Annotated in this window: 22 protein-coding genes; 8 read left to right on the forward strand and 14 right to left on the reverse strand. The window is 68.1% G+C overall.

Going from position 1 to position 21,347, the window contains the following annotated elements; genetic code table 11:
• Positions 1-383: 383 nt before the first annotated feature.
• Together GBA63_RS07770 and GBA63_RS07775 are read left to right on the forward strand one after the other, a co-directional pair.
• Complete coding sequence (locus tag GBA63_RS07770; RefSeq protein ID WP_166174968.1) at positions 384-1,472, forward strand: peroxiredoxin family protein; 1,089 nt, start codon at positions 384-386, stop codon at positions 1,470-1,472.
• A gap of 15 nt (positions 1,473-1,487) precedes the next feature.
• Positions 1,488-2,363 carry a hypothetical protein gene (locus tag GBA63_RS07775; RefSeq protein ID WP_166174970.1) on the forward strand — a complete coding sequence of 292 codons (876 nt, stop codon included), beginning with the start codon at positions 1,488-1,490 and terminating at the stop codon, positions 2,361-2,363.
• Positions 2,364-2,561: 198 nt separating this feature from the next.
• On the opposite strand, the gene GBA63_RS07780 is transcribed toward GBA63_RS07775, so the two are convergent.
• The 4 genes from GBA63_RS07780 to GBA63_RS07795 are packed head-to-tail and all read right to left on the reverse strand — an operon-like array spanning position 2,562 to position 4,294.
• Positions 2,562-3,290, reverse strand: coding sequence for a response regulator (locus GBA63_RS07780; protein WP_166174972.1), 729 nt, complete (start codon positions 3,288-3,290; stop codon positions 2,562-2,564).
• Positions 3,291-3,300: 10 nt separating this feature from the next.
• Positions 3,301-3,492, reverse strand: coding sequence for a twin-arginine translocase TatA/TatE family subunit (locus GBA63_RS07785; protein ID WP_166174974.1), 192 nt, complete (start codon positions 3,490-3,492; stop codon positions 3,301-3,303).
• The gene (locus tag GBA63_RS07790; RefSeq protein WP_166174976.1) at positions 3,489-3,929 is read right to left on the reverse strand and encodes an SRPBCC family protein; all 441 of its coding nucleotides are present in this window, start codon (positions 3,927-3,929) and stop codon (positions 3,489-3,491) included. Before GBA63_RS07790 ends, GBA63_RS07785 begins: the two co-directional genes overlap by 4 nt.
• Positions 3,926-4,294, reverse strand: coding sequence for a metallopeptidase family protein (locus GBA63_RS07795; RefSeq protein ID WP_207957132.1), 369 nt, complete (start codon positions 4,292-4,294; stop codon positions 3,926-3,928). The genes GBA63_RS07790 and GBA63_RS07795 overlap by 4 nt, the downstream gene beginning before the upstream one ends.
• Positions 4,295-4,430: 136 nt before the next feature.
• On the opposite strand from GBA63_RS07795, the gene GBA63_RS07800 reads away from it, so the two are divergent.
• Entirely contained in the window at positions 4,431-4,628 is a 198-nt protein-coding gene (locus GBA63_RS07800; protein WP_166174978.1) for a hypothetical protein, read from the forward strand.
• 40 nt (positions 4,629-4,668) lie between these two features.
• Positions 4,669-5,970 (forward strand): replication-associated recombination protein A, encoded by a 1,302-nt coding sequence (locus GBA63_RS07805; protein WP_166174980.1) that lies wholly within the window; start codon positions 4,669-4,671, stop codon positions 5,968-5,970.
• A 281-nt stretch (positions 5,971-6,251) separates the two neighbouring features.
• Here the strand turns inward: GBA63_RS07805 and GBA63_RS07810 are convergent, their stop codons facing one another.
• The 6 genes from GBA63_RS07810 to GBA63_RS07835 all read right to left on the reverse strand — a co-directional run bounded on the left by GBA63_RS07810 (position 6,252) and on the right by GBA63_RS07835 (position 14,430).
• Complete coding sequence (locus tag GBA63_RS07810) at positions 6,252-7,814, reverse strand: multicopper oxidase family protein (RefSeq protein WP_166174982.1); 1,563 nt, start codon at positions 7,812-7,814, stop codon at positions 6,252-6,254.
• Positions 7,815-8,166: 352 nt separating this feature from the next.
• A complete protein-coding gene (locus GBA63_RS07815; protein ID WP_166174984.1) occupies positions 8,167-8,775 on the reverse strand; it encodes a GNAT family N-acetyltransferase in 609 nt (202 codons plus the stop codon).
• The gene (locus GBA63_RS07820) at positions 8,750-10,609 is read right to left on the reverse strand and encodes a hypothetical protein (protein WP_166174986.1); all 1,860 of its coding nucleotides are present in this window, start codon (positions 10,607-10,609) and stop codon (positions 8,750-8,752) included. The genes GBA63_RS07815 and GBA63_RS07820 overlap by 26 nt, the downstream gene beginning before the upstream one ends.
• Positions 10,610-10,689: 80 nt before the next feature.
• Positions 10,690-11,862, reverse strand: coding sequence for a glycosyltransferase family 87 protein (locus GBA63_RS07825; protein ID WP_166174988.1), 1,173 nt, complete (start codon positions 11,860-11,862; stop codon positions 10,690-10,692).
• A 41-nt stretch (positions 11,863-11,903) separates the two neighbouring features.
• Positions 11,904-13,097: a potassium channel family protein gene (locus tag GBA63_RS07830; protein WP_166174990.1), complete on the reverse strand. Its 1,194-nt coding sequence runs from the start codon at positions 13,095-13,097 to the stop codon at positions 11,904-11,906.
• Positions 13,098-13,101: 4 nt separating this feature from the next.
• Complete coding sequence (locus tag GBA63_RS07835) at positions 13,102-14,430, reverse strand: magnesium transporter (protein ID WP_166174992.1); 1,329 nt, start codon at positions 14,428-14,430, stop codon at positions 13,102-13,104.
• Between the two features lie 104 nt (positions 14,431-14,534).
• On the opposite strand from GBA63_RS07835, the gene GBA63_RS07840 reads away from it, so the two are divergent.
• Complete coding sequence (locus GBA63_RS07840; protein WP_166174994.1) at positions 14,535-16,025, forward strand: protein kinase domain-containing protein; 1,491 nt, start codon at positions 14,535-14,537, stop codon at positions 16,023-16,025.
• Between the two features lie 36 nt (positions 16,026-16,061).
• Here the strand turns inward: GBA63_RS07840 and GBA63_RS23145 are convergent, their stop codons facing one another.
• The 4 genes from GBA63_RS23145 to GBA63_RS07855 form a co-directional block, all read right to left on the reverse strand.
• A complete protein-coding gene (locus tag GBA63_RS23145; protein ID WP_207957133.1) occupies positions 16,062-16,301 on the reverse strand; it encodes a hypothetical protein in 240 nt (79 codons plus the stop codon).
• Positions 16,298-16,594: a DoxX family protein gene (locus GBA63_RS23150; protein WP_207957134.1), complete on the reverse strand. Its 297-nt coding sequence runs from the start codon at positions 16,592-16,594 to the stop codon at positions 16,298-16,300. The genes GBA63_RS23145 and GBA63_RS23150 overlap by 4 nt, the downstream gene beginning before the upstream one ends.
• A gap of 275 nt (positions 16,595-16,869) precedes the next feature.
• A complete protein-coding gene (locus GBA63_RS07850; protein ID WP_166174996.1) occupies positions 16,870-17,823 on the reverse strand; it encodes a ring-cleaving dioxygenase in 954 nt (317 codons plus the stop codon).
• 25 nt (positions 17,824-17,848) lie between these two features.
• Positions 17,849-18,511 carry a TetR/AcrR family transcriptional regulator gene (locus GBA63_RS07855; RefSeq protein ID WP_166174998.1) on the reverse strand — a complete coding sequence of 221 codons (663 nt, stop codon included), beginning with the start codon at positions 18,509-18,511 and terminating at the stop codon, positions 17,849-17,851.
• A gap of 94 nt (positions 18,512-18,605) precedes the next feature.
• Between GBA63_RS07855 and wrbA the strand changes: the two genes are divergently transcribed.
• The 3 genes from wrbA to GBA63_RS07870 all read left to right on the forward strand — a co-directional run bounded on the left by wrbA (position 18,606) and on the right by GBA63_RS07870 (position 21,340).
• Positions 18,606-19,202, forward strand: a complete 597-nt coding sequence (gene wrbA / locus GBA63_RS07860) for an NAD(P)H:quinone oxidoreductase (RefSeq protein WP_166175000.1) — start codon at positions 18,606-18,608, stop codon at positions 19,200-19,202.
• Between the two features lie 100 nt (positions 19,203-19,302).
• Positions 19,303-20,331 (forward strand): iron-containing alcohol dehydrogenase, encoded by a 1,029-nt coding sequence (locus tag GBA63_RS07865; RefSeq protein ID WP_166175002.1) that lies wholly within the window; start codon positions 19,303-19,305, stop codon positions 20,329-20,331.
• Between the two features lie 31 nt (positions 20,332-20,362).
• A complete protein-coding gene (locus tag GBA63_RS07870; RefSeq protein ID WP_166175004.1) occupies positions 20,363-21,340 on the forward strand; it encodes a S66 family peptidase in 978 nt (325 codons plus the stop codon).
• The last annotated feature ends 7 nt before the right edge of the window (positions 21,341-21,347 follow it).

Here is a 21,347-nt window from a genome sequence, read left to right on the forward strand (position 1 = left end):
CACGGCGGCCAGAATACCAGAGCCGCGCGAAAGAGCCCCGAAGCGCGCATGCTTCCGGGCTCCGGAGATTGCGTGCCACCGTCCGAGCGGGGTCGGAGACGGCTGCCATCAGGGACGCCGACAGGAAGAGGCCGGCCAGCGACTCTGCCCTTCCCCCGCGGCTCGTAAGGGCGGAGATGATCGCTTCGTTCTCTTCTTCGTCTCGGGTTCCTGAAACGTCTCAAGGATAGCCGCTGCGCATCCCCGCAACCTCCGCGTAAGTGGGAAAGTTTTTCCGGCCAATTCGGGATGGTCCGGGAGGGGAGGAAGTCTGGTGGGCCAAGCCGTTGGTTAGCCTGTAGTATTTTGGGGGCTGGTTGTTTGAGACGCGCTAGGAGGATCTGGTGTTTACGAGACGCAAGCGGGACGTCGTTGCGCCTGAGGTTGGGGTCGAGGCCCCGGAGTTCAACCTCCCGAGCGCCCAGGGGGGACAGCTCAGGTTGAGCATGAGGACCGTGAGGGGGCCCGTCGTGGTCGCCTTCTACAGGCCCGGCAACGAGGAGGACGTCGAATACTTCCGGGCGTTGGCCGCGAAGGAGCAAGAGATCAACCTCGCCTCGGGTTCCGTCGTCGGCATCGGCGTCGCCGAGCCGTCCGCGGCCCGCGAGTTCGCCAGGGAATGCGGCCTGAAGTCCTACCTCCTCTACGACTACGCCAGGGTGACGAGCTCCCAGTGGGGGCTTCTGGAGGGGGACAGGCGCCACGGGTACTCCTCGCGGCCGGCCGTCTTCATAGTCGGGCCTGACGGAAAGGTCGCCAACGCCTGGACGGGGGAGAGGCCGTCGGCCGAGGAACTTTTGGAGAAGGTCAGCGGCATCACGGGCCTGCCCAAGAAACCGGAGGAGGAGAAGCCCGCCGCGGAGGAGGCCGAAGCCGGGGGCGAGAAGCCCAAAAAGATGTCGGCCGAGGAGCGGGAGAAGATCAAGGCCGAGCGCCGCGCCGCCCGCGAGGCGGGGAAATCCATCAAGACCGCCGAAACCTCGCCGGCGGCGCCCGGCACCGCGGCGGGTGGGGAGCAGCCCAAAAAGATGTCCAAGGAGGAGCGCGAGCGCATAAAGGCCGAACGCCGCGCCGCCAGGGAGTCGGGCAAGTCCCTGAAGACCGACGCCCCCGGAACGCCCGCCGAGACGCCCGCTGACGCGCCGAAAAAGATGAGCGCGGAGGAACGGGAGCGTATAAAGACGGAGCGCCGCGCCGCGCGGGAGGCCGGGAAATCCGTGAAGACCGGGGCCTCGGAGACGGCGACGCCGGCCGGGATCGACGGCGGGGAGAAGGCCCCCGCCGAAGCGTCGGCCGACGCGCCGAAAAAGATGTCCAAAGAGGAGCGGGAGCGGATCAAAGCCGAGCGCCGGGCGGCGCGGGAGGCGGGCCAATCCCTCAAGAAACCCTCGGGGGACGGGTCTCCCGGGGACGGGAGCGCGGAGAAGCCCTAGAGCCGGGGAGAGTAGATGGTGGAAGAAGAGGGGCGGCGCGAGGATAACGGAGGGCCTCCCCCCGAGATCGTCGAGCTTCGGACCAGGATCGGGATAAAAGACAACCGCATCCGCGAGCTCCTCGAAGAGGTGACGGCCTCCCGCCTCGCTGCCGACGAGGCCAGGGCCGCGCGTGAAGCGGGTGACGGCCACGTCGAGGCAATCGAGCGAGACAGGGACAGGCTAAGGGAGCGGGTCCGCGAGCTCGAAACGGAGTCCCGGGGGCGCTGGCGCCGGAGGGAGGGCTCGGAGCGCCGGATATCGCGCCTCGAACGCGAGATCGAGCGCAAAGACGGCGAGATAGCCCGCCGCGACCACCTCCTGAAGCGAAGCGCCGAAGACCTGGAGGAGGCGAACAGGGCGGCGCGGGAAGAATCCTCACGCAAAGACGACGCCCTACGGATGGCCCGCGGCAGGGTCGAAGGGTTGGAGAGGGACCTGGAAGGCAGGGAGGCCGAGATCTCCTCCCTGCAGACGCAATTGGAGGAGGTGCGGGCCGCACTTGACTCCGAGCGGGAGTTTCGGGAGGGCCTCGCCGACCCCGAAAACCGCCTGCGGGCCGGTATCGAGCTCTTCAATGACTCTGAAGGCCGCGACTCCACGAACGCCCTCTCCCGCACCCTGGGCAGGCCCGAGGTCCACGTTGGCCTCGGCGAAGGCGAAGAGCCGCCCACCATCATCTCCTTCACCTGGCAAAACGTCACCTGGCAGACCTACGCCGCAAACCCCAACCCCGCGGTAAGGCCGCCCCGCGTCTACCTCAAGAGCTCGGGCGAAGACCTCTCCGGCGTAGACCGCGAACCACCAAACGCCCGCGTAGTCGCCGGAGGCCGCGTAGCGCTGGGGCTCTAGCCTTCGGGCTCCGCTTGTCAGCACGCTGCGCCCTTCGGGCTCCGCTTTCAGCGCGCGTCGGCCCGCTCCGCAGGCCTCGCTCTCAGCTGTCAGATTTTTGCCGCGCGGGGCCCAACCGGGCCGCGGACGGTTCGGATACCGTGTAGGGCGCGCCACAGGTGACTGGCTGACCAGCTGAAACGCTGACCGGCTGAAGTGCTAACACCCTTTCGGGTCTTGGCCCGTTCGGATCAGGTCTTCCGTCTGGTCTATGAGCTCGATCAGCGTGTCCAGGCCGGGGTTCTCCTGGCTTGATCGCTTGCCTTCGATGCAGACTTCCGAGGGCTCGTCTGGCTCGTGGGCGAGCCTGTACCACGCCGGCCTGTTGCCGGGGTCCGTCGTGTTCGGGCGGCTCGAGACGACGAGGTGGGGGTCGAGCCGCTTCACTTCCGAGGCTAGCGAGCGCAGGCTGACGGCCGTCACCGCGACGTGCGGGCGGATCGCCCGGACGGCGCCGACGAGGGTGTCGCGGTAGGTGAGATGTGTCTCTTCGTAGGCGAAAACGACCCGCACGTCGCCGGTTTGGGATTCTCCGAGCCTCCTCACCGCGGCGAGCACGCCCTCGTAGCCGACCCCTTTGGAGAGCACCTCTCGCGCCCCGGCCTCCAACAGGTCGTTGCGGCGCTTCCGATCTTGCGTCTCGGTAAGCACCAGTACGGGGATGGACGGGTTGGCGCCGTGCATCTCCCTTACCAACTCAAGCCCGTACTCATCGAGGAGCGGCACGTCCACGATCGCGGCGTCCATCCCGCCTTCCACCATCCACCGCCGTCCCTCGGAGACCGACCCGGCCTGCGCCATGACCTCCAGGTCGGGCTCCCGGGCGAGCATCAGCGAGGCCGACTGACGGAATCCCCGGTGGGCCTCCGCAAACAGGATGCGCAGCACGTCCCTGCCCCTAACCGCCGGTGTCCCGGTCGTCGGGCTCCCCTTCGGGCAGCTCCTTCTTCGCCCCCTTGTCGCGGCCCAGGGTGTCGACGAAGTCGTGTACGCCGCGGCCCATTGAGCGGAAAAGGTCGGCGATGCGCCGGGGGCCCATGATGAGGAAGACGAGGACGACGAGAAGTACCTCGATGAGGCCAAGGGTCATCCGAGACGCCTGGCTTCCATCAGGTGCTTGAGGCGGGAGAGGGAGCGTTCGCCGTTGGTGCGGGCGAAGCGCTCCGCGCCGACGAAGCGGGCGGCCCGGTCCAGGAACCCCCGCTTGAGATGGAACTCGCCCTGGTAAGAGACCCGGCAGCCGCCGTTCGCGTCGGGGGAGATGTCCACCCGTCCGCCGCCCTCGACCGCCGAGGCGTAGATCCAGCGGACGGTCGTCGGGCCGTGCTCCAGGACCTTTACCTCCGGACGGATCCTGCCGATGGGGCTCTCGATTTCGAGCCTGTATTCGTCCGTCCCGAGCGGCTCGATGCCGTCGACGCCGACCATCCACTGCTTCGCGTTGCGGAAGTCGCCGACGAAGGCGGCCACCATCTCCGGCGGTGCCGCTATCCGCTCCTCGATGGTAACGGCGCCCTTGCCGCTCATCCCCACCCCAACTCTTCCAGCCGCTCCTCGTCGAAACCGAAGTGGTGGGCCACCTCGTGGACCACCGTTATCCGGATCTGCTCCTCCAGCTCGTCCCGCCAGAAGTCCCGCTCCAGGGGCCCGCGGAAGATCGTGATCTTGTCCGGCAGGATCCCGTAATACCCCGACCCCCGCTCCGTGAGCGGCACACCCTCGTATAACCCGTAGAGCGTGTCGTCTTCCTCGCTCCCGACGAGCGGCGAAGAGAGGTCGGGCCAGTCGTCCACCACTATGGCGACGTTGTCCAGAAGCTCCGCAAGCTCGGATGGCAGCCCTTCGAGCGCCTTCTCGACGAGCTCGTAGAAGTCTACCGTCTCCCTGTTCACGGGCCTAATTGTACACGGACGCGCAGATACTTCGCCCCGGACCGCGTGTCGGGCTAGAATCATCCCTCGATCAGGTTCTGGATGGAGGTGCGCACTTTTGAGGTTTTTGTCCGGCTCGCGTCCGGGACGGTGGATTGTGTGGCTGTTCTACTGGACGTTCAACAGGCCGCTGCCCGTGCCGCACGCGGCCGAGTGGATGATGATCCCGGAGCACTCGGTGGATCAGGTCCTCGAAACGGGCGCCCTGCGCAGCCTCTACCCGCAGGACGTATTGGAGGCCGCCCGCCGCATGGACCGCCAGCGCCGCGAACACGACGAGCTGCACAAGGGCTGATACCGCCTGAAGAAGAGTTCCCCGCCGTTATACTCATCGCATGGACCTCTTCGACCAATCGGGTGCGGATAACCTCTCCCGCCGCGCCCCGCTCGCCGAACGCTTGCGTCCGAAGACGCTTGGGGAGGTCGTCGGGCAGGCCCACCTGACCGGCGAGGGCGGGCCCCTGGGTGCGGTGGTCCGGCGCGGCAGGATAGGCTCCCTCGTCCTCTGGGGACCGCCCGGAACGGGCAAGACCACCCTCGCCCGCGTCCTCGCCGGCACGGTCGAGGAGGAGTTCGTTCCCTTGAGCGCCGTCACGAGCGGCGTAAAGGACCTCCGTGGGGCCCTCGACGAGGCCCGCGAACGACTGAAGTTCCGGGACCGGGGAACGCTCCTCTTCGTGGACGAGGTCCACCGCTTCAACAAGGCCCAGCAGGACGCGCTGTTGCCGGCCTTGGAGGAAGGGCTCGTCGATTTTATAGGGGCGACGACGGAGAACCCGTCCTTCGAGGTGACGGCCCCGCTGCTCTCCCGCTCGCGCGTGCTACGGCTGCGGCCTCTGGCGGAGGAGGATCTGAACTCCTTGCTCGGGCGTGGCCTCGAGGAGCTTGGCGTCTCCATCTCCGACGACGGCCGGGAGTACCTCTTGAGTCTGGCGGGCGGCGACGGGCGCAGGATGCTGAACGCGCTCGAAGTCGCGGCGGCCGGCACGAGGCGCGTCGAGGCCGCCGACGTGGAGCGGGCGGTCGGGCAGAGGGCGCCGCGCTACGGGCGGGAGGAGCATTACGACGTCATAAGCGCCTTCATAAAGAGCGTTCGCGGCGGCGACCCCGACGCGGCCCTTCACTACCTGGCCAGGATGCTGGAGGCGGGTGAGGACCCTGTCTTCGTCGCCCGGAGGCTCGTGATCCTGGCCTCCGAAGACATCGGCAACGCCGACCCCCACGGCCTGCCGCTCGCCGTCGCCGCCACCGAGGCCGTCCGGCTCATCGGTATGCCGGAGGGCCGCATCCCGCTCGCACAGGCGACGACGTACCTGGCCTCCACCGCCAAATCCAACGCCGCCTACGCCGGCATCAACGCGGCCCTCGACGAGGTGCGCCGGGGTGGGACGCCCGAAGTCCCGCTCTTTCTGCGCAACTCCCGCACGGACTTGATGAAAAGGGAAGGTTACGGCGCCGGCTACCGTTACGCCCACGACGACGCGCCCGAGGGCATGAACGACCACTACATGCCCGAGGAGCTGAGGAACCGCATCTACTACGAACCCAAAGAGAGCGGGTCGGAGGCGGAGGTCAAGGCGCGGTTGGAGCGGTGGAGAAAACAGAGAGAGAAGCGGGAGCAGTCGCGGGGGGATTGAGAAGGTCACACCCGGCGGCCTTTCTCCTGGCCGTGAAGCTCCATACCTTGATACCGACGAGCGGGTCGCCCGTGTTCTTCGTGGGACGGAGAAGGGCTTCGAAATCCGGCCGCGGTCAGCGCTAGGCGGCGTGGGCGTCCGATGGTTTGACGCTCTGTAGAGCGGTCGGCTTTCAGTTGTCAGCCGTTAGCGAGAACAAAGAGCTGATAGCCGAGAGCGGAGGCGAAGCGGGCTGATTGCTGATAGCGCGGGGTGCGGAGGCAATGCCTCCGCACCCCGCTTCAGAGCACCGTCTCGAACTGGGTCATCATGTCGTGGTCCTCGTGGGAGACGTTGTGGCAGTGCATCACGTACCTGCCCGCGAAGTTTCGGAACTCCATGAGCACCCGCGCGGTGACGTTAGGACCCAACCACACAGTGTCCTTCCAGCCCGACTCTCCCGGTCGTCTCGGACGCCCCTTCAGGTCCAGGATGAGGAACCTCACGAGGTGGGGGTGGATCGGGTGAACCCAGCCGCCCGCGGGGTTCACGAACCGCCAGATCTCGGAGGTGCCCAGGCGCGGCCGGGCGTCTACGCGCCCGGGGGCGAACTGCCTGCCGTTGATGGACCAGAAGCCGTCCTGGCGGTCGAACTCCCAATTTCTCGTCCTCGCCGCCCGCGCCGGGGTCGGCACGCCCGTCGGGTCCGCGAGCGGGCGTAGCCTCGCCGGGATGGGGGCCGTAAAGCCCTGCCTGCGCGTGACGTCGAAGGCCATCACCCGGCTCGTCGGCAAGCGCGGGTCGAAGCGGTCTTCGAGGCGGCGGTCCTGGGGCTCGTCGAGCCGGTTCTGGAGCACGATGCGCGTGCCGGGCTGGTAACGGGCGAAGTCGATGACCACCTCGTAGCGCTCCGCGGGCGCGACGTGCAGGCGCCTGGTCGGCTCCGGCGCCGGGAGAAGCCCGTGGTCGGAGCCGATGACGTGGAAGACGGAGTCGTCGCTGAGGGCGAGGCGGTACTCGCGCGCGTCCGAGCCGTTGAGGATCCGAAAACGGTACTTGCCCCTCGCCACCTCGAAGCGCGGCTGTTGCCTGCCGTTGACCGTGACCACGTCTCCCTCGACGCCCTTGAAGCCCTCGTTGGCGTAGACCAGCAGGCCGCTCTTGTCGATGATCACGTCCTGTATCTTGAGCCCGACATCGAACTCCCCATCGGGAAGGTTCAAGCGCTCTTCCAACTCGTCCGTGAGGACGTAGAAACCCGCCAGGCCCCTGTACACCTGCTGGCTCGTGGCGTGGATGGCGTGGTCGTGATACCAGAGCGTGGCCGGGCGCTGGAAGTCGTTGTTCGGCCAGAAATACTCGAAGCTTTCGCCGGAAGGAAAGGTGAAGAGCGGGTGGCCGTCGTGCGGCGCGTCCGTGTTGACGCCGTGCAGGTGCACCACGATCTCCGAAAGGGACCTCCGCCCAAGCTCCTCCGGGATGATTATGTTCCCGGGGTCGCCAGCGGCCGGAAGGTTGTTCACGAACGTTGCGTTCACAGGGATGCCCTTCCGCGCCAGGATGGTGGGCCCGGGGGAGACCCCTTCGTAGCCCCAGATGGGGGTGGTGATCCCGGGTATGATCTCCTGCCTGCCAACCCGCGCGTCTAGCCTTATGCTTTCTCCCCGCCTGGCGTCGATCACCGGCGGTATGGCCAGGTCCGCCTCGAACGGCGGCCTGCGCGGGCTCTCGAACCCGCCCGCAGCGCGGGCCGAGCGGCGGGAGCCGAGCGTCCTCTCCAGGGGCAGCAGCAGCCCGGCGCTACCCAGGAGGCCGAGTTTCAGCGCCTCACGCCTGGTGACTCCCCTTCGCGCAGACGGGTCCATTCGCGCCTCCTTCCCACGAGAGTTCACTCCGCGCAAACGCGGCAGGTATCCCCCCATGATGCCCGGGGCTACCCGGTTTTCGCGTGAGCCACCCGGCTTGTTTTGGGACAGTTCTACGTAACGCCCTTCGGGCTAGCCCCATGGGCACCCACCCGGGACGCGGAGGGCGATTGGTATCATGGATCAGAGGGGTGCGGCCGGGCACAAGGGGCTTTTGACCCGAATCAGAGGATGGCGGGCGTTCCTGAAACCCTGCTCGTCGCATCCGGCGACGCATCAGCGGCCGCAAGCACGTGCAGGCGGGTGATGTGGCCGCCGTTACGGCTTAGAGCATCGGACCACCGCGGCCGTCTTACCGCGACGCCTCCGGCGAGAAAATACGTCCGAGAACCGGACTCTCGAACTCGGGGGCCAGGCAGTCCATGTAGATCTCATCCCACAGCTTCCCGCCCATGAGGCGGGACTCGCGCCGGCGGCCTATCTCCCGGAAGCCGGCCTTCTCGTAGGCCCGGAAGCCGGCGGGATTGTAGGCGAACACGGTAAGCAGGACGTTGTGCAGGCCGAGGGCCGTGAAGGCGTAGTCGAGCATGAGGCGGGTCGTCTCGGTGCCGTAGCCCTTGCCCCGGCAATCCGAGTCCCCGATCAGGATCCCGAAAGAGGCGCTCCTGTTGCGGTGGTCCAGGCCGTGCAGGGCCGTGTTGCCGATGGGCCGCAGGGTCTCCCGCTCGTAGATGGTGAACATCGGGTCGGTTTCGGCTTTCGACCGCTGCTCGTACCAGTCGCGCTCCTTTTCGGCGGTCACGGGGCCGGGTGGGAGTCCGAGCATGCGCATGGTGCCGAAATCGTTGATCCAACGCCCGTACAGCGGCAGCAACTCCTCCCGCAAGGGTCCGAGCGCCACGCGCTCCCCCACGATGTTGAGCGCCACTTCCGCGCTAGGTTGGGGCTTGCTTCCCTTCATCGCCGTCCGCCTCCCCTTCTTCCTGATGCCCCCCGTCCAACCGCGACTTCTCGTTGGTGGCGAGAAGGAGGCTCAGGAAGACGAAAGGCTCGAACCAGACCACGTACGCGTAGAACCAGTAGTTGACGGTTAGCTGGAAGGCGATGATTACGGCGGCCGACAGCGCGGCGAGCCGCCTGACGGTGCGCCTGCGGGGCACGAAGGCGACGAGGACGGCCAGGAAAATGGCGAACGCGGTGAGCGGCCTCTGAAGGAACGCCAGTTCCGGCACCTGGGTGAAGATGGTCCAGGGGCTCACGCGGTCGCCCTGGAAGGCGAGCGTGCTCTCGTAGAAAAGCCTCGCGGCTTCGATGGGTTGGCCGGGTATCAGGAGGATGGCGAAGCTGATCAGGACGACGCCGAGCCCGCCGAGCACGAAGTCCGTTATCGGACGGCGCTTCCAGCCGTCGTGGGAGATCCAGAGCGGACCAAGCATGAGCGGGTAGAGCTTGACCGCGAACCCCGCGGCAACGGTCGCGCCGCGGGCGAGGGGGGAGGCCGCGGCCGCGAGCGCGATGGCGGAGATGGCCGCCACGATCACGTCGTTTGTGTTGTTGTTGGTCGCGTAGAGGGTGTAGGGAAAGGCCGCCCACGCGAAGACCATCGCCGACGCGCCCTTCGGACCGGAGAGCTTGTACCCGGCTATGAAGAGCGCCATCGCGCCCGCCACGAACGAGAACATGGTCAGGGCGTGGGCGGCCGGCAGGAAGTCCCAGTTCCCCGAGAAGCCGAACATGAGGACGAAGGGGACGTAGAGGAGGTAGTTGAGGGGGCCGTAGGTGTCCCCGGTGCCGACGTCCGGGGGCATGTTGCCGTAGGGGATCTCCCCCCCGATTATGCGGTCGGCGCCGACCACGCCGGCGTACCCGACGTCTATGACGCGCGAGTCGGTGTTGAGGGCGAGGACGAGGCCGGCGGCGAGCCCGGCGAGCAGGAGCAGCAGCCAGGTCGGCAGGTTGCTCGTCTTCTCGACCCGCTCCCCGATGCCGAAGCCCATGAGGAGGGTGCGTCCCAGGAGGTAGATCAGGGGCGGATACCACAGCACCACAGCCTCCAAAACGATCCCCTGCCGGAAGAACGAGTGCGAGACGAGGAACCCGAGGAGCATGACGATGTCCAGGTTGCGCAACGAGAAGAGCTTGTCGGTCCTGACGAAGGCGAGGGCGAAGGCGAGCGCGAGCGGCCCCCAGACCCACGGGTAGTTGGCCTGTTTGCCGTAGGCGCCCGAGATCCCACGCGCCATCAGCCACCCCACCTGGTCCCCCGTCTGCACGGAGTCGATCACCCACGTCTCGTCATCTATTTGGACCGTCGCCACCTCCTTGCCCTGGTCCGTCGGCCTCCCGCCGACCATCCCGGTCTCGTCGACGTAGAAACGGACCGTCCACCGCCCGTCCTCGTACCGCGCCCCGGTCGTGTAGGGCCCGTGCTCCGCTAACTCACCCCTGACCTCGGCGTCCGAAGCGGCGAGCCTGACGGCCTCCGCCTCGGTGAGGGTCGGATAATCTATCTCCTCGGCCTTCGACGAGACCTCGACCCCGCCAACCCTCCCGGAATCGTCGGCCACCGCGAACTCCGCGACCTCGTCGCCGGACACGGTCTCGACGAGGGCGACCCGCCACGCGTCGTCGTCCCCGTCGTAGAGCGCCTCCGCCTCGACGGTCGGTTTCGCGTAATACTCCGAGAGCTCCTCGACGGCGGCGGCCTTACCGGCGGCCTCCTCCTCCCCGAGTCGCGGCCCGGGCGCGAGGCCGACCGCGAGCAGGAGCAGGGGCAGCAGAACGACGGCCCACATCCGCCGCGTTGTAAACCACCGGTGCGATGTCCGGCACCCGTTCGTGGGGGCGGGTTTGAGACCCGCCCGGCGACGGGCGATCACGACGGGACACCTTTCGCGCCGGCCTGCCGAATGGGCAGGAGCAGCAATCCCCACAGCGCCACCAGCAGCGCGTTTCGCAGGAGCAGCAACTGCGGCCCCGGGTATCTCAGGTTCAACAGGTCGTCGTAGTGGGTCGGGAAGACCTGGGTAGTGGTCCAGCAGGCGGCAAGAAAGACGATGGAGATTCCGGCGCCCGCCGGCCCGCCCGCGCAGATTGGCACGAGTGGCAAGAGCCAGAGGACGTACTGCGGGGACAGGACCTTGGAGCCGAGCATGAACGCCAGTATAAGGGCCGCCGCCCAGCGTGGAAAATGCAGGCTTTCCGGGCCCTCGCGCCTGAACCGGCGATACATCACGAACGCCGTAAAGGCGAGCAGCGCGGCGCTCACAGGCAGGCTCGAGCCCGCCGCGAGCCCGGCGGCGGGTCCCCGGGCCTCGAAGGCCCCGAACTCGAAGGCTACGCCTTCTACCTTCCCGGCCGCCAGGAGGACCGACGCGGCGACGCTCTCGACCTGGAGGCCCCGGTCGGCGTGGTACGCGAAGCTCTCGACGAACCGCGCGTCCCCGAAGGCCAGCGCCGGGACGAAGAAGAGGGCGAGAACCCCGAAAAAGATCGCGAGGCCAGCGCCGCGCCGCGCGAGGACGAGGGGCAAAACGGCGAGCGCCGGCACGAGCTTGGCGGCGGCGCCGAAGCCTAAAGATGCGTAGGAGAGGAGCCGGTAGCGTCCTCCCAGCGCGGCACCGAGGACGGCGACCGCGAGGGAGAGGGTGACGACGGGATCGTAGCGGGTGACCGCGACGGGGTAGAGCAGGAGCGCGCCGGCCGTGAACGTCAGCGCCGGCACCGGCCAGGCGCGGCCGAGACGCCGCGCGGTTAGGGCGACGAGGAAGAGGGCGGCCACGAGGACGAGCGCCATCTCGGAAGAGAAGAGGTCTACGAAAGCTCTCCTATCGTCAGAGAAGAGGGCCGGGGGGAGGAAGGCGGGCAGGGAGCCCGGCGGGTACTCGATAAAGAAGTCCCTGTAAGGGATCTCGCCCCGCAGGATCGCCTCGCCCGCGCCGTGGTAGGTCCCGAGGTCGTTCGAACCTTCCCGGAGGTCGGGCGGCAGGGATTCCGAGAGCCCAAGCACGGCCCCGTAGAGGACCGCCCCGAGCAGGGCGAGCGGCATCCAGAAGAGGAGGACGTCCCTGGGCGTCTGGCCTTGCCGGATTACGCCGGCCCTTCCAGCTCCTGGCCGAAGAGGTCGGCGATGGGTTCGAGGCCCTCGTGTGCGCCGGTGAAGAGGAGCGAGTCGTTGCCCTTCAGGACGTAGGTGTCGCGGGGGCGGTAGGTCCAGCGCCCGCCGCGGTTGACGGCGAGGGCGAACATGCCGGTCTCGGTCTCCAGTTGCAAGTCTTCGAGGGTCTTGCCGTCGGCGGGGGAGCCGGGCGAAACCGTTAGCTTCATGACTATTTCGTCGGACTCGCCTATGGCGGCTGAGAGGACGGGGTGTACCTCTTCGCCCTTCTCCACGATCCAGACCATCTCCATCGCGCAGTCGGCGATGGTCTCGGAGGCCGTAGCCAGGTGCAGGACGCCGCGCAGCCTGGAGGCGTCTTCGATGTGGCGGGCGGCCAGGAGCACCCAGCGCTCCAGGCGGTAGCGCATCTCGTCCATCTCGTTCTCGATGGCGACGACCTCGCGGGCGAGGCCCGCGTCGTAGTAGAGGAGGGCCGAGTAGGCGAGGCCTACGGCGACCTCCGAGAGGTTCTTCATCTCTATCAGGATGTCCACGGCCCGCTCGAGCTCGGTCAGCTCGCCCGCCGGCTCGGCCGGGTGCGCATGTACCGTCACGGCCCCGGCCAGCCCCCTGACCTCGGCGACGCCCTCGGGCGGGCCCTGCATGAAGAGCACGTCGCCGGCCCGAAGCACGTCCTCGGGCTCGGGGTCGAAGTTCCACTCGTCGTCGGAGCGGACGGCGATGGGGCGCATTCCGGTTTCGGTCGGGAGGTCGGCGTCCTCGAGGCTCAGGCCGTCGAGATCGCTGCCGGCGTGGATGCGCACCCTTGAGGGCGTCTCCTCGGCCTCGGGTATGTCCTGGAGGAGCTCGCGGGGGATGCCGAGGCGTTTCACCACGATCTTGGCTATGTCGTTCGCGGCGTTGCCGATCTTCTCTATGTCCTGGACGACCTGGAGGATGCCCGCCATCTGCTCCGAGTCGGCGGGACTTCGGGCCGCCAGGATGGCGAGGGTACGCATGTCGAAGACGAGGTCGTTGAGGCGTCCCTCGAGGCGAAAGACCTCTTCCGAGATGTCTTCCGAGTTGTAGAAGAGGGCTGCGTAGGCGAGGTCCACCATGAGCTCCGAGGTGTCCTTCGCCTCGCGGAGCATGTCCTTCAGGTTGCGTGGTCTTCCGTCGCGCATGTCCCTACCCCGTAAGATCGAAGATGTTCAACGCAATTATAAGGCTCATGAAACCGAGCAAGTCCACCGCGGCCGTGATGATCGGGATGCCGTACGTATCGGGGTCCAGGCCGAACCGGTAGCTGACCGTCGAGCCGTAGTACGCCGCGAGCACGGCCGCCGTCGTCGCCATGAGGCCCGCGAGCGCGCTGACCCCGAGCATGACGAGGAAGCCGGGGCTTAGTTGTCCGGTGCCGAGGCCCAGCGACGCCAGGACCTCGGGGCTGAGTTGGCCGAGGGCGACCGCGATCCAGTGCGACGCCCCGCCTATGAACAGGTAGACGCCGACGGCGAAGATGTACGTGAGCGTGAAGTCCCTGAAGGCCCGCGGCTCCGGAATGCCCCGCGGCGCCAGCAAACCCAGGTGGACCTTGGACGAGAGCCGGCTGGAGAGGATGCCGCCCAGGGCGCCGCCCTCCTGCAAGAAAGCCGGCAGCAGGATAAAGAGGGCCGGCAGGGTCACGAAGACTTCCTTGCGGTCCTCGAGCGCCAGGCCTACCAGGGTCATCACCGTGCCGGTGAGGGCCAGGATGGGGAGGCTCTCGGCGAGGATGCGCTTGAGGTTCGCGGCGCCGAGCCGAAGACCGAGGCCGACGGCCGTAGTGGCTATCAGGATCAGGGCCACCGCGAGCACGTTCGAGAAGATGGGGATGCCGATCAAATACGTGGTCAGAACGAGGGCGGGTAGGGTCAAAATGTCGCCCGCGGCGGTCAGCATGGGGGCCGCTATGTTGTCCATATCCCAGCCGCGGGAGACGGAGAGGCGGGCCACGAAGACGGTGATGCCGAGCAGCAGGAGGCCCGCGAGGATGCCGCCGACCGTCGAGATCACCACGTAGTCGAAGACCGTTAGCTCCGTCGGAACCCCGAGCACCCCGCACAAGAACCTGGCCAGGAAAGCGAGGAAGACCCCCGAGACGAGCGAGAGCACGGCCGCGGCCTGCGCGTTCTCGGCGAGCACGCCCCTTCTCAGGCTCAGCTCGAAGAGGCCCGTCTGGATGGAGGTCGAGAGCCGGCTGCCCATCGCCCCGAAGATGGCGCCCCGCATCCCGATGGCGGCCGGGATCAGGACCGCCAGCCCGACCAACTCGTCGAGCGTCCCCGAGATGCCGGCGAGCACGATGCCGGCCACGAGCTCCCCGACCGACGAGAGAAAGAGCGCCGCGAACCCCTGCCGCAGCGATTCTTTCTCTTCCGTGAGGTAGCCGTAGACCGTCGGGCGCAGCCGCGGCCGGTTTTGCAGCCGTTCGCGCACCCTGTCCCGGCGCCCGCTGGTTTTCTCCGTCTCGGACACGGGGAACGGTATAGACGTTGCCGTGCCGGTTGTAAAGGGACGGAGCGGTACGGGGCCGAACCGCTCCGTGTTACCCGATACGGTCCGCGGGGTAGAATGAAGGCGTGCAGCACGATTTTTCTATCGGTGATCGGTACGAACTCGGCGGGCTTTTGGGCTCGGGAGGCATGGGTTCCGTGTACCGAGCCCACGACGCGCGGCTCGACCGCGAGGTGGCCATAAAGGTCCTCGGGCGGCACCACGCGGGGTCGCCCGAGTTCGTGGAGCGTTTCGAGCGCGAGGTGAAGAGCGTCGCCTCGCTCGACCACCCGAACGTGGTGCGGGTCTTCGATTCCGGCCGGGGCGACGACGGCTCCCCTTACATGGCGATGGAGCTCATGGACGGCGGGACCCTGAAAGACAGGATCCGGCAGGAAGGGCCGCTCCCGCCCCGGGAGGCGGCGAAGGTGGCCCTCCAGGTCGCTGACGCCCTCGGGGCGGCCCACGCCGCCGGCATCGTCCACCGCGACGTCAAGCCCGAGAACGTGCTTCTTGCGAAGGGTGGCGGGGCCAAGGTGGCCGACTTCGGGATCGCGCGCGCCACGGAGGCGACCGCCATGACCCACACGAGCATGATCCTTGGCACCGCCCCCTACCTCTCGCCCGAGCAGGCGAGGGGGGAGACGGTCGGCCCGGCGAGCGACCTCTACTCCCTGGGCGTCGTCCTCTACGAGGCGCTGACGGGCCGCACGCCCTTCGGGACCGGCGAGCACGTCAACCCGCTCGCGATAGCCATGAAGCACTGCACCGAGCCGGCGCCCTCCCCGAGGACCTCCAACCACCGGGTGCCGCGGCCCCTGGAGATCGTTACCCTCACCCTGATGCGCAAGCAGCCGGCCGACCGCTACGCGAGCGCCGCCGCCCTCGCCGACGACCTCGAGGCCTTTCTAAGGGGCGAGGAGCTCTCGTCCGCGGCGGCGATGCGGCTGGCATCGTCCTCGGAAGGAACGGGCACACGGGCGCTACACCGGACGCCCGCCCCGCCGCGCCGCCGCCGCAAGGTCGTGCCGGTAATGGCCTTCGCGCTCGCCTGCGTCCTGGCGCTCGCGTTTTCGCCGCTAGTCTCGATGCAAAAACCCGTGGCGTTCGTGGAGGACACCGTAGCCGGCGATGTGGGGGGCCTGGACCGGGCGGCGAGCCCGACGCTCCGAACCCATCCCGGCGTGCCCGAAGCGCCCGAAAAAGAGCGCATAGAGGCGAACCAGCCGGAGAAGCAGGCCACCCAGGTGGAAGAGCAGGCCCCCGCCAAGGCCCCACCAGCCGAAGCCGCGCCGGTCGAGGCCCCGGACGAGGTAGACGCCGCAAGCGCCTCCGCTTCGGCGCCGGCCAGCGCATCGGCCTCATCCGCCTCGGCCCCGGCCGACTCTTTCGCCCCGGCGCCGGGCGCCGTCGGCCCGACTCCGTCGGAAGAGGCCGCGGAGCAGACGCCCGCCGCCTCCGCCCCGGCTGCCGAAGAGACGCACGCCCCCGAACCCGAGGCTTCCGCGCCGGCCGACGACGGAGGGGCCGACGTGCCGGACGTGGAGATCCCGGATGTCGAAATGCCGAACTTCTAGGGGCGTGGCCGGTCTCCGGGCGGGGTTGACGGGCGTTTACGCCTCGTCGTTGCCGGCGGCCCCTTCGCGGGCCTCATCCTGCTCCGGCGGTTCGGGGGCGTTGACGCCGGCGTAGAGTACCGTAACGATCACGGCGACGAGGCCGAGCGGGGCGAGCCAGCCGGGAAGGCGCAGGCCGAGGGCCCGGTCGAGCGAGTACTTGCCGGGGCCGCCCACGATGAGCGCGGTGGCCGCCGCGATGTTCGTGACGGGCAGCTCCGCGCCGCCCTCGGTCACCCAGATCGGCTTCCCCAGTGCGCCTTGGTGGTCGCCATCGCCATCGAACCAATTACTCCCACGGGACCGAGCGGGTTGAGAAACCCGAGCAGCGTGAGCACGCCGCCCCCGAACTCGGAAAGCCCCGCCATCACGGCCCACGGCCTACCCGGCTTCAGGCCCAGCATCTCCATAAACCCGCTGGTCCCTTCCATCCCGGGGCCGCCGAACGACCCGAAGAGCTTCTGCGCTCCGTGGCCGGCCATCAACCCTCCAAGGGCCACGCGCAGGATCAACGCCGCGAGATTACCCATGCCGCTCTCCTCTCTGTCTCCATACCGTTTGCTTTATCGAAGTGTCCCCGCGAAAGCCGCGGCTTAAAAGCTGTCAGCTATCGGCCTTCAGCTTTCAGCTTTTGAGTTTTTGTGGCCGGGAGCCGGTTGCCGGTGAGGTTAGAAGCGTTCGATGCCCCGTCTCTGGGCTAGTCGCTCTGTAACGATCCGCGCAAAAACAGTCCGGCGTCTGACACCGTCTTCAGCGGCCGGCCTTCGGTCAAACGATAGCTGACCGCTGATAGCTGAAGGCTCTTCTACACCGGCGTCAGGCGTGCTTCTATCTCCTCTCGGCGGCCCTCCAGGAACGGCGGCAGGGAGAGTTTCTCGCCGAGGTGGGCGGCGTCCTCGTCCGTCGCGAAGCCTGGGCCGTCGGTGGCGATCTCGAAGAGGATGCCGCCGGGCTCGCGGAAGTAGATGGACCGGAAGTAGAAGCGGTCTATCTGCGGGGTAACGCCGAGGCCCATCGCCCGGATCTTCTCCCGCCAAAGCGCGTGCTCTTCGTCGTTGGGCGTCCTGAATGCCACGTGGTGCACGCCCCCCCTACCGAGGTGCGCCGCCGCGGCGCCCGGCCTCTCCAACACCCGCACGGTCGCCCCCGGCCCGCCGGGCCCGACCTCGAAGGTGGCGACCCTGCCGCCGTCCTCGGCCCGCTCGCCGGTCTTGGTGAAACCCATCGCCTCCGTCAGGGTCCAGGCCGTCGGTTCCAGGTCGCGCACCGTCAGGTCGACGGAGGCGAGGCCCCGGATGCCGTACTCCTCCGGGACTTCGCTGGCGTCCCACGGCACCCCGCCGCGCGTCCCCTCGCCCCTGTCCTCGGAGAGCCGCAGGCGCTGGCCCTCGGGGTCCTTGAAGTCCAGCCGGGCACGGTCGGCGCCGCTCTGGACGCCGCCGTGGGCGACGCCGGCGTCCTCCAGACGGCCGGCCCACCAGTCGAGGGCCGCGGCGTCCGGGACGCGCAGCTCGGTCGTCGAGACCTCGCCGGCGCCGGGGTGGTTCGCGGCGATCCTTAGCTGCGGCCAGTCGAAGAAGGTCACCTCGGTCCCGGGGTTGCCGGCCTCGTCGCCGTAGAAGAGGTGGTACGCCGAGACGTCGTCCTGGTTGACGGTCTTTTTGACGAGCCTCATTCCGAGCACCCCGGTATAGAAATCCACGTTCGCCTTCGCGTCGGTGGTTACCGCCGTCAGGTGGTGCAATCCTCCGAGTTCCAAGTCTGTCTCCTTTGCCTTTGCGTATTTACCTTGAATGGCTTTGCGGGATGAGGGATCTCAACCCGGCGCTCACGCGGGCGGGGGAGAGGCCCTCGACGCGGCGCTGGTGGTAGTAAAGGTCGACCTCCAGCGGGGCCAGGAGCGCCGTGGCCAGGTACTCCAGGTCGAGGTCGGCCCGGATCCCGCCCTCCCGCCCGGCCCCCCGCAATAGCCCCAGGACGGTCCAGCGCCGCCAGTCGTAGGCCGGGGAGCGAAACCGCGCCAGGCGGGTCGCCCCCCAGAGCGGCTCCTCGCCGCCGTAGAGCAGGTCCAGGTTCTCCTCGGTGAACAGGACGAGGCGGTCGAGAAAGCGATCCAGCTTCTCCAGAGAACCGACGCCCGGCTCCCCGACGATCTCCATGGTCTCCCGCTGGAACTCCCGGGTCGGCTCGTCGAGCAACGCCTCGCACAGAAGGCCCTTGTTCGGGAAGCGGCGGTAGAGCGTCCCCTTGCCGACGCCGGCCTCCTGCGAGATCTCCTCCATCGTCACGCACGTTACCCCCCGCGCCTCGAACAGCCTCCGCGCGGCAGCCAGAATAGCCCGCCGGTTGCGTGCCGCGTCGCTCCGCTCGCGACCGCCGGCAGCCGGCCGCCCCCGGTGGTCGACTTCCCACCCCGTCCTGCCGGTTTTCCCACCTACGTACTCCATCGAACACACCCCGCAAGCTTGACACCGGCAGTCTACCGCGATACCCTCCGGCTTTAAAGTGGACGCGGGTCCGCTTATGACCAAAGGAGCAAGAGTGGCAGTCAAGGTAGCGGTGATCTACTACAGCGCGACGGGCAACGTCTACAAGCTGGCGCAGGCCGTGGAGGAGGGCGCCAAGGAGGCAGGGGCCGAGGTGAGGTTCCGCAAGGTTCACGAGCTCGCGCCGGAGGAGGCCATCAAGAGCAACCAGGGCTGGTCCGACCACGCGCTCATGACGGAGGACGTGCCGGAGGCCGAGCTTTCGGACCTGGAGTGGGCCGACGCCTACATCTTCGGGACGCCGACCCGTTTCGGCAACGTCTCCGCGCAGCTCAAGCAGTTTATCGACACGACGGGTGGGCTGTGGTTCGAGGGCAAGCTCGCGGACAAGGTCGTCAGCGGCTTCACGAGCGCCTCGAACGCCCACGGCGGCCAGGAGTCCACGCTCCTCTCCCTGTACAACGTCTTCGCCCACTGGGGCGCCATCCTCGTCACGCCGGGCTACACCGACCCCGTGCTCTTCGAGGCCGGCGGCAACCCCTACGGCGCCAGCAGCACCAACGAGCCAGACGAGCAGGAGCTCGCCGCCGCCAGGTACCTCGGGCGCCGCGTGGCCGAGAAGGCCGCGCTTCTGGCCGGTAGCAGGGTTTAGGTAAGCTTTCAGCCCTCAGCTTTCAGCTTTTGGCCCCGAAGGCCGAGGTTTCGTTGGGGGGCGGCGTGCGCGGCGTTGGCCCCCTGTGTAGACTGCCCGTATGATGGGGGGCACGCACACCTTTCTGCCGACGGAGCGCGTCCACTTCGGCGCCGGCAGTCTGCGGAAGCTCGAACAGGAGGCCCGGCCTTACGGTCGGGCTTTCGTCGTTACCGGGCGAACGTTGGACAAGAAGACGGACCTCGTCCGGAGGGTAGAGGCCTTGCTTGGGGGGAGGCACGCGGGCACGCACGTGGGCATGGGGGAGCACACGCCGGGGAGCGCGGTGGAGCTTGCCGCCGGCGAGGCGGAGGCGGCCGGGGCGGACCTGCTCGTGAGCGTCGGGGGCGGGAGCGTTATCGACGGGACGAAGGCCGTCTCCAGGCAGCTCGGGTACCCGGCGCAGGTGGCGGTGCCCACGACGCTCTCGGGGGCCGAGTGGGCGCACCGGGTCGGGGTCACGGACGAGGCGGCGGGGAAGAAGGCCGGGTTCGCGGACCCGGCGACCGTGCCGCCCGTCGTGATCCTGGACCCCGAAGCCACCGCCTTTACCCCCGAACGCCTCTGGCTCTCGACCGGCATCCGGGCGCTCGACCACGCCGTCGAGGGCTTTCTTTACGGCGGGGACCATCCCATCACCGACGTTACCGGCCTCGAAGGCGCCCGGCGCCTAATGAGGCTTCTGCCGGGGTCCAAAGAGAACCCCGACGACCTCCAGGCGCGGGCGGAGCTTCAGGTCGCGGCGTGGCTCGCGTACTTCGGGCCGCTCAACACGCCGATGGGGCTCTCCCACGAGTTGGGGCGCAGGATCGGGGCAACCTACGAAGTTCCCCACGGCGTTACCTCGTGCATAACCCTGGCCCCGAGCCTGGAAGTGGCAGAGGAGACCGCCCCGGCGGAACGCTGGGGGATGCTCACCGAAGCCCTCGGCGGCGACCCCGCCGGGCGGGTCGCCGCCCTGGTGCGGGGCCTCGGTTTGCCGGACAGGCTCGGGGACGCGGGCGTGCCGGAGGGAGATCTCGCGGGCATCGCCGGCGGGTTCGGCGACAAAGAACCGGACGCCCTGCGGATACTCAACGCGGCGTACTGAAGTAGCGTCCGGAGAGTCGGGAGGTCATGCCGTGATCCCCGCCAAGTTAGAGGCCGGCAACGAGGTCAGGGTCGTCTCCCCGTCGGTCAGCCTCGGGTTCATCGCCGCAGAACAGCGGGAGCTTGCCGAAGAGCGGTGGAGGGGGCTTGGGCTCGGGATCTCCTACTCCCCGAACAGCGAGATGCTCGACAGGTTCGACTCCTCGCCCGTCGGGGCCCGCGTCTCGGACCTGCACGGGGCGTTCTTGGACCCCGAAGTAAAAGGGATGCTGACGACGCTCGGCGGCTACAACTCCAACCAGTTGCTCCGGCATCTCGACTACGGCCTGATAAAAGACAACCCGAAGGTTCTCTGCGGGTTCTCGGACATAACCGCCCTTGCGACCGCGATCTACGCCAGGACCGGCCTCGTCACGTACTCCGGTCCCCACTTCACGACCCTCGGGATGAAGCGCGGCATCGAGTACACGATCGACCACTTCGAGCGGTGCTTGATGCGGGAGGGGCCTTTCGGCGTCGAGCCCGCCGACCACTGGAGCGACGACCTTTGGTACGCGGACCAGGAGAACAGGGACATGGTCCCGAACCCGGGCTACAGGGTGGTCAACGAGGGTGAGGCAGAGGGGACCATTATCGGCGGCAACCTCGGCACGCTCGCCCTGCTCTTCGGCACCCCGTACATGCCCGGGCTTGAGGGGACTGTCCTGTTGCTGGAGGACGACGAGGAGATCAGGCCCGAGCACTTCGACCGCACGCTCCAGTCCCTCGTCCACCAGCCGGGTTTCGAGGGCGTGCGGGGGATTCTGTTCGGCAGGTTCCAGCGCGCCTCGAACATGGACTTCGAGACGCTCGACCAGATCCTGGGCGCGAAGCCGGAGCTGGGCGGTATTCCCATCGTCGCCGACGCGAGCTTCGGCCACACCACGCCCGCGTTCACCTTCCCCATCGGGGGGACCGGCTCCCTGCGCGCGCACGCCGGGGACGCTTCGTTTCGGATAGAGGCGCACTGAACCCGTG

Origin of the sequence: Rubrobacter tropicus (assembly GCF_011492945.1) — a bacterium.
GTDB classification, from domain to species: domain Bacteria; phylum Actinomycetota; class Rubrobacteria; order Rubrobacterales; family Rubrobacteraceae; genus Rubrobacter_D; species Rubrobacter_D tropicus.